Genomic DNA, 13,185 nt, shown 5'->3' with positions numbered 1-13,185 from the left:
GGATCCCGCAAGGCGGTCAAGATGCGCTGATCCGCCGGGTCAGCGCAAGGTCGCGATCCAGTCGGCAATGGCGGGCACAAGCTGACGCGTCAGGTCGGGCGACAGCGCCTCGCCCGCGATGACGTGGGCGTCGGGGTCGTCGTTGATGCCGGGCGTCTGCTTAAGAACCGTCGCGCCGCCGCCCCAGCCCGACGCAATCCTGGCTGATGCGGAATGGTCCACGATCCGGTCGTCGTCCGACCAGATGAACAGGGCGGGCGCGGTTGCGGCGCCATAGTCGCCGCGCCGCGCCTGACGCAGCAGCGCCCCCACAGCCAGCGTCGCGGAAAGGGGATAGCAGCTTGTCCAGCGGCTGCGATGCAGGTCGTTGCGGGTGGGAAAGCACCGTTCGGGATCACCGGCCATGCCGACGATCTGCCGGGCGAAGGGCAGTTCCAGCAGCCAGCTTTGCCGCGCCCGCAGCCGGAAGTTCGGCGACAGCAGCACCACCCCGCCCATCATCCTGCCCAGTTGCGGATCGCGCGCGGCCAGGGCTGCAAGCGTGCCGCCGGTCGACATCCCCATCACAACCACCCGCCGGCCCATCTGGCGGGCCGCCGCCAGCCCCTGCGCCAGGTCCTGCCACCAATCCTGCGCGCGTGCCGCAGCAAGGGCCGGACCGTCCATCCCGTGCCCTGTCAGCCGGATCGCCAGAAGATTGGCCCCAAGGCGCACGGCCACCTGTTCGGGCAAGGGCCGCAATTCGGCAGGGCTGGCCGAGAAGCCATGGACATAAAGGATTGCGACCTCGGTCGCCTCTCCCTCTTGTCCCGCCCATTGCAGGACCGTGGCACGCTGCCCGTCGATCCCCGCCTCGCGGTCGTCAAGCCAGGCCTGCAGGTCGGCGGGCACGGGCGCTGCTGCCTGGTCCGTCCGCAGCCGGTCCCTGGGCCCGAAGACCCACAACAGCGCAAGCGCCGACAGCAGGCCAAGCGCAAGCCTAGGCCAGAACATCGTCGATCGACGCCGCGATCAACTGCAGGCATTCCGGCGTGGAAAAGCGGTGATCCGCGCCCTTCACCAGCGTCAGCCGGATATCGTCGCCCGTCGCATGATCCAGCAGCCGCACCGCCCAGTCGGCAGGCACGTCCTCGTCTGCAGTCCCCTGCAGCATCCGGACCGGAAACGGCAGCCGCAGGGGTTGGTTCATCACCAGGTGGTCGCGTCCGTCCTCGATCAGGCGGCGGGTGATGACATAGGGCTGGTCGCTATAGTCGCTGGGAAGCTCGACCCGGCCGGCACGCATCAGCGTGTCGCGCTGCGCATCGTTGAAGCCGGCCCAGAAGCCCTGCTGGGTGAAATCCGGCGCGGCCGCGATCGTCACCAGCCCCGCGACCCGCTGCGGCATGGCACGGGCCAGCAGCAGCGCGATCCAGCCGCCCATCGACGATCCGACCAGCACCTGCGGCCCGTCGGTCAGCGCATGGATCACGTCGCGCGCGTCCCCAAGCCAGTCGCCGATGCTGCCTTCCTCGAAACAGCCGCTGCTGTCGCCATGCCCGGAATAATCGAAGCGCAGGAAGGCGCGGTTTCGTTCGCGCGCCCAGTCATGCAGCCAGGCGGCCTTGGTCCCTGTCATGTCGGACTTGAACCCGCCCAGGAAGACCACGCCAGGGCCGCGCCCGTTGCTGCGCTGAAAGGCGATGCGCCGCCCGCCCGGGGTTTCCAGATATTCGCTCATGTCCCACCTGTCGCTGTCGTGCCGCTTATCTTGACAGTTTTCCCGGCGGCGTCCAATGGAGGGCACCGATAACCCGCAACCGGGCGTTCCGTGGGCGCCAAACCGACGAGGAGGACAGATCATGTCCCAGATTTCCCTCACCTTCCCCGATGGCAATTCGCGCGACTATCCCGCAGGCGTCACCGCGGCGCAGGTCGCGGAAAGCATCGCGCCCAGCCTGGCCAAGCGCGCGATCTCGGCCAGCCTTGACGGGCGGCATATCGACCTGCAATGGCCGATCAACGACAGCGGCGCGATCAGCATCAACACGATGAAGGACGACGCCCCCGCGCTTGAACTGATCCGCCACGACTTCGCCCATGTCATGGCGCGCGCCGTTCAGGCCATCTGGCCCGACGTCAAGGTCACCATCGGCCCGGTGCGCGACTATGGCTGGTTCTACGATTTCGACCGCGCCGATCCCTTCACGCCCGAGGATCTGGGCCGGATCGAGACGAAGATGAAAGAGATCATCAACGCCCGCGATCCCGTCCGCACCGAGGTCTGGGACCGCGACCGCGCCATCGCCTATTACAAGGATCGGGACGAGCCGTTCAAAGTCGAGCTGATCGACCGCATCCCCGAGGGCGAGGATCTGCGGATGTATTGGCATGGCGACTGGCAGGATCTGTGCCGCGGCCCGCACCTGCAGAACACGGGCCAGCTTCCCGCCGACGCCTTCAAGCTGACCCATATCGCGGGCGCATATTGGCTGGGCGACAGCAGCCGGCCGATGCTGCAGCGCATCTATGGCGTGGCCTTCCGCAACCGCGACGACCTCAAGGCGCACATGACCATGCTGGAGGAGGCCGCCAAGCGCGACCACCGCAAGCTGGGCCGCGAGATGGACCTGTTCCACATGCAGGAAGAAGCGCCTGGCCAGGTCTTCTGGCACCCGAACGGCTGGAACATCTATGTCGCGCTGCAGGACTACATGCGTCGCAAGCAGCGCGCAGACGGCTATGTCGAGGTGAACACCCCGCAGGTCGTCAGCCGCAAGCTGTGGGAAGAATCCGGCCACTGGGACAACTACCAGGAAAACATGTTCATCGTCGAAGTGGACGAGGAACATGCCAAGACCAAGACAGTCAACGCGCTGAAGCCGATGAACTGCCCCGGCCATGTGCAGGTCTTCAACCACGGCCTGAAATCCTATCGCGACCTGCCGCTGCGCATGGCGGAATTCGGATCCTGCAACCGCTACGAACCCTCGGGGGCGCTGCACGGGATCATGCGCGTGCGCGGATTTACCCAGGACGACGCGCATATCTTCTGCACCGAGGACCAGATCGAGGCGGAGACGAAGAAGTTCATCGAGTTCCTGGCAGGCGTCTATTCCGACCTGGGCTTCACCGACTGGCGCATCAAGCTGTCCACCCGCCCCGAAAAGCGCATCGGCAGCGACGAAAGCTGGGACCGGGTCGAGGCCGCGCTTGGCAATGCCTGCCAGGCTGCCGGATACAACTATGAACTGTTCCCCGGCGAGGGCGCCTTTTATGGCCCCAAGCTGGAGTTTGTCCTGCGCGACGCCATCGGCCGCGACTGGCAATGCGGCACGCTGCAGGTGGACCCTAACCTGCCTGAACGGCTGGACGCGGATTATGTGGGGGCCGACGGTGCCAAGCACCGCCCGATCATGCTGCACCGCGCCGTGCTGGGCAGCTTCGAACGCTTCATCGGCATCCTGATCGAGAACAGCGCGGGCAAGCTGCCCTTCTGGCTGGCGCCGCGCCAGGTCGTCGTGGCGTCCATCGTATCGGACGCCGATGCCTATGTGGCCGAGATCGTAGCGACCCTGCGCGCGACAGGGATCCGGGCCGAGGCAGACACGCGGAATGAGAAGATCAACTACAAGGTCCGCGAACATTCCGTCGGAAAGGTCCCGGCGATTCTTGCCATCGGCATGAAAGAGGTAGAGGATAGGACCGTATCGGTTCGGAGGCTCGACCAGCAGGGCTCACGCCTGTTACCGCTAGCCGATGCCGTAGCCATGCTGAAAGACGAAGCGACACCGCCCGATCTGCGGTGAATCCGGAACGGAGTGGTCCATATCGCGTGCAGGCCCCGGGCCTGTGCGCGTTTCATGCTTGCGTTTTTTAACGATTCGTCCATCCTCTCACTTGCGTGAGCGAAGCCTTTCTACCGCCTCCCTTTTACGGGCAGCCGGAATACCGAAAGCGGGCTGCACGGCCTGGCGCAATCCTGCGTCGGGATGACTTGAAGGAGAGGACGGTTATGGCGACCGGAACGGTTAAATGGTTCAACGCCACCAAGGGCTATGGCTTCATTGCCCCCGATGACGGCGGAAAGGACATCTTTGTCCATATTTCGGCCGTCGAACGCGCCGGGCTGACGGGACTGAAGGACAACCAGAAGATCGCATATGAACTGCAGTCGGGCCGCGATGGCCGCGCCTCGGCCAGCGATCTGAAGCTGCTCTGATACAGCTTCGACAAGGTTGCGAAACGGCCCGTTCGCGGGCCGTTTTCATTTTTCGACCGAAAGGACCGCCCATGATCCCGCTGGACATCTTCGCGGATCCCGTCTGCCCCTGGTGCCTGATCGGCAAGCTGGAACTGGACCGCGCGCTTGAAAGCCGCCCGCTGCACCCGTTCCAGATCGCCTGGCACCCCTTCCGCCTGAACCCCCATATGCCCCGGGGCGGCATGGACCGGATCGAGTACCTGCACGCGAAACTTGGCCCGCGCGCCCAGGAAGCGTCGCGGGCTGTGGCGGAACGGGCGGCAGCCCTTGGACTGAACCTGAACCCCTCGCCCCGCGAACCGGACACCACCGATGCCCATCGGCTGATGCACTGGGCGGGCCTGGAAAGCGCGCAAACCCGCGTGATGTCGGGCCTGATGCGCGCCCATTGGCAGGAAGCCCGCGACATCGGCGATGCAGCGGAACTGGCACTCGTCGCCGGCGCGGCAGGCATGGACGCGGACATGGTGGCGCGCCTGCTGGCCAGCGATGCGGACCGGGATGAAATCGCCGCGCGCGAACAGCATGCGCGAAACCGCGGCATCTCGTCCGTGCCGACCTTCATCGTTGCCAACCAGCATGCGATCAGCGGCGCCCAGCCTGCCAGCCTTTGGCAGCAGGTCATCGATGAACTGGCCGCTGCGCCGAAGTAACTTGCACAGAATGCAATTATCGGATAAAGGAGCTGCCTGACGAAAGGCTCCCTGAATGTCCGTGACTGCCCCTGATGCCGGTGCCGCGCCGCGCCGCCTGCCGCTGCCCGAGTTCGTGGCGATGCTGGCCTTCCTATTCGCGACGGTCGCCTTTTCGATCGATGCGATGCTGCCGGCGCTGCCCGACATCGCCGCCGAACTGACGCCAGACAACGTCAACCGCGCCCAGTTGATCCTGACGGCCTTCATGGCGGGCATGGGCATCGGAACGCTGTTCGCCGGCCCGATCTCGGACGCCATCGGCCGCAAGCCGGCGATCTATCTGGGTGCGGTGGTCTACATCGCCGCAACGATCGCAGCGCTTTTCGCCGATTCCATCGAGTTCCTGCTGGCCGCCCGCTTCGTCCAGGGCCTTGGGGCCGCAGGTCCGCGGATCGTCGGCATGGCGCTGATCCGCGACCTTTACGAGGGCCGCGAAATGGCCCGCATCTCCAGCTTCGTGATGATGGTCTTCATCCTGATCCCGGCACTTGCCCCGTCCATCGGCGCAGGCATCATCTGGTTTTCGGGATGGCACGGCGTCTTCGTTGCCTTCATCCTGTTCGCCCTGATCGGCTCGACCTGGCTTGGCCTGCGGCAAGAGGAAACCTTGCCGCCCTCTGCCCGCCGGCCGCTGCGCATCGCGCCCCTCAGAGCCGCCGCGCGCGAGGTGCTGTCCGACAGGCAGGTGATGCTCTGCACGGTGGTGCTGACGCTGGGCTTCGGGCAGATGTTCGGGCTGCTTTCCTCGGCCCAGCAACTGTTCGGCGAGACTTATGGCAAGGGCGACAGCTTCCCGATGTGGTTTGCGCTGATGGCCCTGCTGTCCGGTGCCGGAACGCTGCTGAACGCCACCTTCGTAATGCGCTTTGGAATGCGTCGCATCGCCAAATGGGCCTATGTCATGCAGACCTGCGTGTCGGCCGTGATGCTGGCGCTGACGCTGACGGATGTCCTGCCCGACAGCCTGCGCTTTCCCGCCTTCTTCTTCTGGGCGGTCAGCGTCTTCTTCATGGCGGGCGTGACCTTCGGCAACCTGAATGCCCTGGCCCTGCAGCGCATGGGCCATATCGCCGGTATGGCCGCGTCGATCATCGCGGCGCTGTCCACCATCGCCGCGACCCTGATCGCTGCGCCCGTGGGCCTGCTTTATAACGGCACGGCCATCCCGGCAATGACGGCCACGCTGATCTGTTCAGCCCTGGCCTGGTTCCTGATGCGCAGCCTGCGGGACTGAGATATCGGCGGGGCGCGACCGCGTCGACACCCACCGGGCATTCGCAAGGTCGTTTCGCAGATGCGCCGCGACCTGGTCCGCATCCTTGCCAAGACCCTGCCAGCGTGCAGCCAGACGACGCTCCAGTTCGGGCACCGGAACATCCAGGAAGATCGTCAGGTCGTAGCGCAGCCTGTTCCAGGGTGCGGCATCCAGCAGCAGGTAATTGCCTTCGATCACGACGATGCGATGGTGCGGCATGACGACTCCCGCGCCGCCAACCGCGATTTCTCGGTCGCGGTCGAATACAGGAAAGATGACCTCGCTGTTCGGCACCGCCAGGCGCTCGACCAAGGCCGCGAAGCCTTCCGAATCGAAGGTCTCAACCGCACCCTTGCGCGCCAGCAAGTCCCGCGCGGACAAGACCCGGTTGTCCAGGTGAAAGCCGTCCATCGGCACCAGCACGGCATCGTCCAGCCTTGCCGCCACCGCCTCGGCCAGGGTCGACTTGCCCGACCCCGGCGCCCCTGCCACCGCAACCAGAACCCGGGCGCCCTGCAGCCCCCGGATCCGCGCCAGCAAGTGCCGGCCATCTTCCGTGTCGAAATATCCGGGGGGAAGTTCGAAGGATTGGGGGCGACGCCCCCCTTCCCCCGCCGTCATGCCGCAATGCCTTCCGGCACCCGCGCGCCCGTCATGTAGGCCACGGCATCGGACATCGTGTGTTCCTTGGGATTGATGACGCAAAGGCGCCGGCCAAGGCGGTGGATGTGGATGCGGTCTGCCACCTCGAAGACATGGGGCATGTTGTGGCTGATAAGGACGATGGGAATGCCGCGCGACCGCACGTCCAGGATCAGGTCCAGCACGCGGCGGCTTTCCTTGACGCCAAGCGCTGCCGTCGGTTCGTCCAGGATGATGACGCGGCTGCCAAAGGCCGCGGCGCGGGCGACGGCAACGCCCTGGCGCTGACCGCCGGACAGGGTCTCGACCGGCTGGTTGATGTTCTGGATCGTCATCAGGCCCAGTTCCGACAGCTTCTGGCGCGAAAAGGCATCCATTGACGGCTTGTCCAGCATCCCGAACCACTTGCCCATGATGCCGCCGCGCCTGATCTCGCGGCCCATGAACATGTTGTCCGAGATCGACAGGGCAGGCGACAAGGCCAGCGTCTGGTAAACGGTCTCGATCCCCGCCTTGCGCGCCTCGAGCGGGCTGGCGAAGCTAACCGGCTGGCCGTCCAGGCGGATTTCGCCCTCGTCGGGCTGGACCGCGCCCGAAATCGCCTTGATCAGGCTGGATTTCCCCGCGCCGTTGTCACCGATCACGGCCAGGATTTCGCCCGGGTACAGATCGAAGTCGGCATGGTCCAGGGCGGTCACGCGGCCATAGCGCTTGACCAGGTTGCGGGCATAGAGAAGCGGCTGGGTCATGACGAGATTTTCCTGATCCATTGGTCAATGGCGACGGCGACGATGATCAGCCAGCCTGTCGCGAACAGCTGCCACAGCACGTCAACGCCGGCCAGTCGCAGCCCCGAGTTGAAGACGCCCACGATAAGCGCACCGATCAGCGGCCCCAGGATCGACCCGCGCCCCCCGAACAGCGAGATGCCCCCGATCACGACAGCCGTGATGGATTCAAGGTTCGCCTCGAAGAACGAGGTTGGGCTGACCGACCCCACCCGGCCGATCGACGACCAGGCGGCAAGCGCGCAGATCGCGCCCGACACGATATAGACCGACATCAGCACGCGCTTGGTCTGGATGCCGGCAAGGGCCGCAGCCTCGGGATCGTCGCCCACGGCATAGACCCGTCGCCCCCAGGCCGTGTGGTTCAACGCGTACCACAGAACCGCAAAGACCAGGATCATCAGCAAGACGCCATAGGTCAGGACGGCGCCGCCCAGGTTGAAGCGTTCGCCAAAGAACTTCAGCAGCGGCGCCTCGGCATCCAGGGTCTGGCTGCGGATCGTTTCGCGGTTCGACAGGTAATAATTCAACGCAAGGAAGATATTCCAGGTGCCCAGCGTCGTGATGAAGGGCGGCAGCTTCAGCCGCGTCACAAGCGCGCCATTCAACGCGCCCGTCGCACCGCCCACGGCCAGGCCGATCAGGATCGCGATGGGCACCGGGATGCCGAAGTCCACCGACAGCTTGCCCATGATGACCGACACCATCACCATGACGGCCCCGACGGACAGGTCGATCCCTGCGGTCAGGATCACCAGCGACTGCGCAGCCGCCAGCGTGCCCACGACCGCCACCTGCTGCAGGATCAGCGACAGGTTGAAGGCCGAGAAGAAGTTGGGCGAGATCAGCCCGAAGGCCAGCACCGACAGCACCAGCACGATGACCGGGACCATGGTGGGATAGCGGTGCAGGAAATGCTGCACCCGGTCAAGCGCGCCGCGCGAATGATGATCGAAGCTCGCGACTTTCTCGGACGGATTGCGCGCGACCACGGGGTCGGGGGTGTCAGACATCGGGCCCTCCGGGGTTCAGAAAAGGGCGGCCGCGGGTGCAGCCGCCCGGATGTCGATGGTCAGCCCCAGCACTGGGCCAGGCCTTCCTCGACGCTGATCGAGGAGACGCCTTCGACCGGCTGGTCGGTGACCAGGTTCACGCCGGTATCGGTGAAATCCAGACCCTCGCTTACCTGCGGCTTGGTGCCGTCCTTGGCGAAGGCCGCGATCGCCTCGATCCCCATGGAGGCCATCTTCAGCGGATACTGCTGCGAGGTCGCGCCGATCACGCCGGCCTTGACGTTTTCGACGCCGGGACAGCCGCCATCGACCGACACGATGGTCACGTTGCCTTCCATGCCAAAGGATTTCAGCGCCTCATAGGCCCCGGCGGCAGCGGGTTCGTTGATGGTATAGACCAGGTTGATGCCCGGATCCTTCTGCATCAGCGCCTCCATCGCCTGGCGGCCGCCTTCCTCGTTGCCCGAGGTGACGTCATGGCCGACGATGCGGGGGTCTTCCTCGTCACCGATCACGTTGTTGTCCTTCACGTCGATGCCGAAGCCTTCCAGGAAGCCCTGGTCGCGAAGAACATCGACCGACGGCGCACTGGCCGACAGATCCAGCATCGCGATCTTGGCGTTCTCGGCCTCGGCTCCCATCTTGCCGGCGGCCCAGGCACCGATCAGGCGGCCCGCCTCGCGGTTGTCGGTGGCGAAGGTCGCATCCGCTGCGTCGATCGGGTCCAGCGGCGTGTCAAGCGCGATGACGAGGATGCCTGCATCGCGCGCCTGCTTGACGGATTCGGTGATGGCCTTGGTGTCGGACGCGGTGATCAGGATGCCCTTCACGCCCGCGGCGATGCAGCTTTCCATGGCCTGCTGCTGCGTTTCATGGTCGCCGTCGATCTTGCCGGCAAAGCTCATCAGCTCGATGCCCAGTTCCTGCGCCTTGGCGGTCGCGCCTTCCTTCATCTTGACGAAGAACGGGTTGATGTCGGTCTTGGTGATGATGCAGGCCTTGACCGGATCCTGCGCGGCGGCAAAGCCTGCCGACATGGCCAGAACGGACGCGGCCAGCGACAAGCGAAGCGAAGACTTGATGATCATTCCGATAACTCCTCCGAATGGCGGCACCTCCTCCGCCCTGCCATTTCAGAAAGCATGAAGCGTTTCTTCTTGTCAATAAGTCAATCATGTTGATTAATGCGTTTCAGGAGGCAGTCCCATGCTGAATGACCCACGCGATCGGTTGGACCTCAGCCGGAACGAGCGGCTGATCCTGTCGCTGATCCGCAGGCGCGGGCCCCTTCCGCGCGCCGCGCTTGCCCAAGCAACGGGGCTTTCGCCGCAAGCCATCACGAACCAGACCAGGAAATTGATCCAAAATGGTTTCCTGGATGAAGGCGCGGTCGTTCGGGGCAAGGTCGGCCAGCCGTCCACCCCGCTGTCCCTGGCACCCGGAGGGGCATTGTTCCTGGGCCTGAAACTGGGCCGCCGCCTGGTCGAACTCGCCCTGGTGGATTTCACCGGGGCGATAAAGATCCACCGGCAAGAGATATATGCCCATCCCACCCCCGATCGGATCATCGCCTTTGCGCGCCATGGCATCGCCACGATCCTTGCTTCCGTGCCAGACCCCACTCGAATCGCTGGGCTTGGCGTGGCTACGCCCTTTCGCCTCTGGGACTGGGGCGCCGAGATGGCGGACTGGCACGACTTCGACCTTGCCGCCCGGCTGGCCGAGGAGCTGCCCTTTCAGGTATTCCTAGAGAACGATGCAAGCACGGCCTGCGCGGCCGAACTGATCTTCGGGCGGCTGTCCCTTCCACCGGATTTCGTGCATCTCTACGTCGCGCACTTTGCCGGCGGCGGAGTGGTCCTGGACGGCCGGCTGCGGGTCGGCCCGGCGCGCAACGCCGGGGCGCTCGGCTCGATGCCGGTGCCGGGCGGGCGACAGTTGCTGGACGTCGCTTCGGTTTCCACGCTCGAGGCACGGCTGGGTCATTCGCTGCCGCCGGACGATTCCGGCTGGGTGGTGCCTGCCGAGGTCGAGCGACCCTGGATCGAAGAATCCGCCCAGGCCCTGGCCTTCTCGGCCCTGGCCGCGACGGCGCTTCTGGACATTCCGGTCGTGGTGATCGACGGGGCCGTTCCGCCGGCGACACGCCGTTCGCTGACCGAGGCGACGCGCGCCGAGATGGCAAGCCTTCCCGCGGCAGGCATCGACCGTCCGAGGATCCTGGAAGGCAGCTTGGCCCGCAGCGCCCGCATCCTGGGGGCCGCCGCCCTGCCCCTTGCGCATTTCTTCGAACCCGACGGATCCTTGACTTGACAGCGGCGCGGCTGCGTCTATAAGCGCCGCTTCCATTGGTGTTGGTGGACCCCGCAAGGGGAATCCTGTCGGGCCAGATCGCAAGATCACGGCCAAAGGACAACGCCCTTCGATAATGCAATGAAGGAGATCAGCGGTGACGAAACGCACCTCTGCCAAGTACAAGCTTGACCGCCGCATGGGCGAGAACATCTGGGGCCGCGCCAAATCCCCGGTCAACCGCCGCGAATACGGCCCCGGCCAGCACGGTCAGCGCCGCAAGAACAAACTGTCCGACTTCGGCACCCAGCTGCGCGCCAAGCAGAAGCTGAAGGGCTATTACGGCGACCTGACCGAAAAGCAGTTCCGCCGCATCTATGCCGAAGCCGAACGCGTCAAGGGCGACACGGGCGAAAACCTGGTCGGCCTGCTGGAGCGCCGCCTGGACGCCGTCGTCTTCCGCGCCAAGTTCGTCGCGACCATCTGGGCTGCCCGCCAGTTCGTGAACCACGGCCACATCACCGTGAACGGCCAGCGCGTCAACATCGCGTCCTACCGCGTCAAGGAAGGCGACGTCATCGCCATCCGCGAACGTTCGCGCCAGTTGGCCATCGTGCTGGAGGCCGTCGGCCTGACCGAGCGTGATGTTCCGGACTACCTGGAAGTGGACCACAACAAGATGACCGCGACCTTCGTGCGCACCCCGGCCCTGGGCGACGTGCCCTATGCCGTCGTGATGGAGCCGAACCTGGTCGTCGAATACTACGCCAAGAACTGATCCTTCGGTTCTACAGCAAGATCGGGCCGCATCCCTCGGGGTGCGGCCTTTTTCATTTCAAGGCCAAGAAAGGATTTGCGTTCCGCGATTTGGTTAAGCTTAGTTAATATGTCCATTTACTCGTCCGCATGTTTCTCGCGATCCCCTTATCGATTCGGTCGCGCGACCGAGTCTGCCCAAAGGAAGACAACATGCCCTACACTACTGCGGTGCCAAACGCCGTTATCGACCTCGAGGCGACCACGCCGGTCGTCCAGCTTCCCCCGACCTTCGTTCTCAACTTCAGCGATCTCAGCCCCAGTGCCGAGTTTGACCGTTATGATGTCGAGGCAAACTCGGCCACGACACTTGATCGCGGCGACACGCTGTCCCTTGTTGACGAGGAAGGCACCACCGTCGACAGCGGAACCTTTGCCGGAACCGGACAGCTGACCACCGCCCGGGTGACCACGAATGTGGGTCTGCTCGGCAGCATCGGCGTTCGCTTGAATCCTGTGGACGTCGGCTTTTATGTCGATGAAGCCGATCAGGCCTTCATGCTGTCTGACATTCCCCTCAGCCAGGACCGCCTCAGTGTCGTCGTGGATTTCAGCCTGGTGGGCATCAATCTTTCGCCGGTCGTCGTGCCGCTCAACGATATCGGTGGGACCTTGGCGGGCATCCCGGCACTGGGCGCAGTTTTGGGGCCTGTCACGACGGCTGTGACGAACCTGGCCCAGCAGACGCTGAACACGGCCGTTCTGAACCTCAACTACAACCCCAACGGCACCCTGCCCCTTGACGACGCAGAGGTCGTCCCCTGCTTCCTGCGCGGGACGATGATCCTGACGACGGACGGTCTTGTCGCGGTCGAGGATCTTTCGGTCGGCACATTGGTCGTGACGCGCGACAACGCCACTCAGCCCGTCCGCTGGGTCGGGCATGTGGCCTTGCCGGCGGAACGGTTGCGGGCCCAGCCGAACCTGCGCCCGATCCGGATCGCGCCGGGTGCGCTCGGCGCGAACCTTCCGGCACAGGCGCTGCTGGTGTCGCCGCAGCACCGGATCCTGGTCCGGTCTGCCATCGCGCAGCGCATGTTCGGCGCACCCGAGGTTCTGGTCGCCGCCAAGCAGCTTCTGCCGCTTGAGGGGATCGACATCGCGGACGATCTGGAAACCGTCGAATATTTCCACATCCTGTTCGACCGGCACGAGATCGTCTTCGCCAACGGGACCGAGACCGAGTCGCTCTATACCGGTCCGCAGGCGCTGCGCGGCGTGGGCCATGCCGCCAGGGCAGAGATCTTTGCCCTGTTCCCGGAACTGGAGCGGCCTACCAGCCTGCCGCCCTCGGCGCGGGAACTGGCAAGCGGCCGCATGGCACGCAAGCTTGCGATGCGCCACCTGCAGAACGGCAAGCCACTGGTGGGGATGCATTGACCCAGTGACATCCGGCGGCCACGGCTGCCGGATTTCCCGCGCATGACACTTCCTCGGCGCA

Annotated in this window: 13 protein-coding genes; 7 read left to right on the top strand and 6 right to left on the bottom strand. The window is 65.0% G+C overall.

Annotation, left to right across the window (positions count from 1 at the left end):
• Nucleotides 1-39: 39 nt before the first annotated feature.
• Both IE224_RS12215 and IE224_RS12210 read right to left on the bottom strand, forming a co-directional pair.
• Nucleotides 40-993 (bottom strand): alpha/beta hydrolase, encoded by a 954-nt coding sequence (locus IE224_RS12215; protein WP_191310718.1) that lies wholly within the window; start codon nt 991-993, stop codon nt 40-42.
• Nucleotides 980-1,720: an alpha/beta hydrolase gene (locus IE224_RS12210; RefSeq protein ID WP_191310717.1), complete on the bottom strand. Its 741-nt coding sequence runs from the start codon at nt 1,718-1,720 to the stop codon at nt 980-982. The genes IE224_RS12215 and IE224_RS12210 overlap by 14 nt, the downstream gene beginning before the upstream one ends.
• Before the next feature lie 121 nt (nt 1,721-1,841).
• Here IE224_RS12210 and thrS point away from each other — a divergent pair, with 121 nt between their 5' ends.
• From thrS to IE224_RS12190, 4 genes are all read left to right on the top strand, one after another.
• Nucleotides 1,842-3,788, top strand: coding sequence for a threonine--tRNA ligase (gene thrS, locus IE224_RS12205; protein ID WP_191310715.1), 1,947 nt, complete (start codon nt 1,842-1,844; stop codon nt 3,786-3,788).
• A gap of 206 nt (nt 3,789-3,994) precedes the next feature.
• Complete coding sequence (locus IE224_RS12200) at nt 3,995-4,201, top strand: cold-shock protein (protein WP_089388183.1); 207 nt, start codon at nt 3,995-3,997, stop codon at nt 4,199-4,201.
• A 71-nt stretch (nt 4,202-4,272) separates the two neighbouring features.
• Nucleotides 4,273-4,896, top strand: a complete 624-nt coding sequence (locus IE224_RS12195; RefSeq protein WP_191310712.1) for a DsbA family oxidoreductase — start codon at nt 4,273-4,275, stop codon at nt 4,894-4,896.
• Between the two features lie 55 nt (nt 4,897-4,951).
• Nucleotides 4,952-6,172, top strand: a complete 1,221-nt coding sequence (locus IE224_RS12190) for a multidrug effflux MFS transporter (protein ID WP_229849361.1) — start codon at nt 4,952-4,954, stop codon at nt 6,170-6,172.
• Here IE224_RS12190 and IE224_RS12185 read toward each other — a convergent pair.
• The 4 genes from IE224_RS12185 to IE224_RS12170 are packed head-to-tail and all read right to left on the bottom strand — an operon-like array spanning nt 6,131 to nt 9,724.
• Nucleotides 6,131-6,814, bottom strand: a complete 684-nt coding sequence (locus IE224_RS12185; RefSeq protein WP_191310710.1) for an AAA family ATPase — start codon at nt 6,812-6,814, stop codon at nt 6,131-6,133. The two genes, IE224_RS12190 and IE224_RS12185, sit on opposite strands and share 42 nt — an antisense overlap.
• A complete protein-coding gene (locus IE224_RS12180; RefSeq protein WP_229849360.1) occupies nt 6,811-7,584 on the bottom strand; it encodes an ATP-binding cassette domain-containing protein in 774 nt (257 codons plus the stop codon). The genes IE224_RS12185 and IE224_RS12180 overlap by 4 nt, the downstream gene beginning before the upstream one ends.
• Nucleotides 7,581-8,636, bottom strand: coding sequence for an ABC transporter permease (locus IE224_RS12175; RefSeq protein WP_167622294.1), 1,056 nt, complete (start codon nt 8,634-8,636; stop codon nt 7,581-7,583). Before IE224_RS12175 ends, IE224_RS12180 begins: the two co-directional genes overlap by 4 nt.
• 59 nt (nt 8,637-8,695) lie before the next feature.
• Entirely contained in the window at nt 8,696-9,724 is a 1,029-nt protein-coding gene (locus tag IE224_RS12170) for a sugar ABC transporter substrate-binding protein (RefSeq protein WP_191310708.1), read from the bottom strand.
• A gap of 118 nt (nt 9,725-9,842) precedes the next feature.
• Here IE224_RS12170 and IE224_RS12165 point away from each other — a divergent pair, with 118 nt between their 5' ends.
• The 3 genes from IE224_RS12165 to IE224_RS12155 all read left to right on the top strand — a co-directional run bounded on the left by IE224_RS12165 (nt 9,843) and on the right by IE224_RS12155 (nt 13,124).
• The gene (locus tag IE224_RS12165) at nt 9,843-10,949 is read left to right on the top strand and encodes an ROK family transcriptional regulator (protein WP_191310706.1); all 1,107 of its coding nucleotides are present in this window, start codon (nt 9,843-9,845) and stop codon (nt 10,947-10,949) included.
• A 136-nt stretch (nt 10,950-11,085) separates the two neighbouring features.
• Nucleotides 11,086-11,706 carry a 30S ribosomal protein S4 gene (gene rpsD / locus IE224_RS12160; RefSeq protein WP_167622297.1) on the top strand — a complete coding sequence of 207 codons (621 nt, stop codon included), beginning with the start codon at nt 11,086-11,088 and terminating at the stop codon, nt 11,704-11,706.
• A gap of 191 nt (nt 11,707-11,897) precedes the next feature.
• Nucleotides 11,898-13,124, top strand: a complete 1,227-nt coding sequence (locus tag IE224_RS12155; protein WP_191310704.1) for a Hint domain-containing protein — start codon at nt 11,898-11,900, stop codon at nt 13,122-13,124.
• Nucleotides 13,125-13,185 lie beyond the last annotated feature (61 nt).

It is taken from the genome of Paracoccus aerius (assembly GCF_014656455.1).
Classification (GTDB): Bacteria; Pseudomonadota; Alphaproteobacteria; order Rhodobacterales; family Rhodobacteraceae; genus Paracoccus; species Paracoccus aerius.
This window is presented reverse-complemented; position numbering and strand designations above follow the sequence as displayed.

What these genes read in the sequence shown, in the direction of transcription:
- IE224_RS12190 (WP_229849361.1), top strand. Translation starts at nt 4,952, where the DNA reads ATGTCCGTGACTGCCCCTGATGCCGGTGCCGCGCCGCGCCGCCTGCCG.
- IE224_RS12200 (WP_089388183.1), top strand. Translation starts at nt 3,995, where the DNA reads ATGGCGACCGGAACGGTTAAATGGTTCAACGCCACCAAGGGCTATGGC.
- IE224_RS12185 (WP_191310710.1), bottom strand. Translation starts at nt 6,814, where the DNA reads ATGACGGCGGGGGAAGGGGGGCGTCGCCCCCAATCCTTCGAACTTCCC.
- IE224_RS12170 (WP_191310708.1), bottom strand. Translation starts at nt 9,724, where the DNA reads ATGATCATCAAGTCTTCGCTTCGCTTGTCGCTGGCCGCGTCCGTTCTG.
- IE224_RS12165 (WP_191310706.1), top strand. Translation starts at nt 9,843, where the DNA reads ATGCTGAATGACCCACGCGATCGGTTGGACCTCAGCCGGAACGAGCGG.
- thrS (WP_191310715.1), top strand. Translation starts at nt 1,842, where the DNA reads ATGTCCCAGATTTCCCTCACCTTCCCCGATGGCAATTCGCGCGACTAT.
- IE224_RS12180 (WP_229849360.1), bottom strand. Translation starts at nt 7,584, where the DNA reads ATGACCCAGCCGCTTCTCTATGCCCGCAACCTGGTCAAGCGCTATGGC.
- IE224_RS12175 (WP_167622294.1), bottom strand. Translation starts at nt 8,636, where the DNA reads ATGTCTGACACCCCCGACCCCGTGGTCGCGCGCAATCCGTCCGAGAAA.
- IE224_RS12195 (WP_191310712.1), top strand. Translation starts at nt 4,273, where the DNA reads ATGATCCCGCTGGACATCTTCGCGGATCCCGTCTGCCCCTGGTGCCTG.
- IE224_RS12155 (WP_191310704.1), top strand. Translation starts at nt 11,898, where the DNA reads ATGCCCTACACTACTGCGGTGCCAAACGCCGTTATCGACCTCGAGGCG.
- IE224_RS12215 (WP_191310718.1), bottom strand. Translation starts at nt 993, where the DNA reads ATGTTCTGGCCTAGGCTTGCGCTTGGCCTGCTGTCGGCGCTTGCGCTG.
- IE224_RS12210 (WP_191310717.1), bottom strand. Translation starts at nt 1,720, where the DNA reads ATGAGCGAATATCTGGAAACCCCGGGCGGGCGGCGCATCGCCTTTCAG.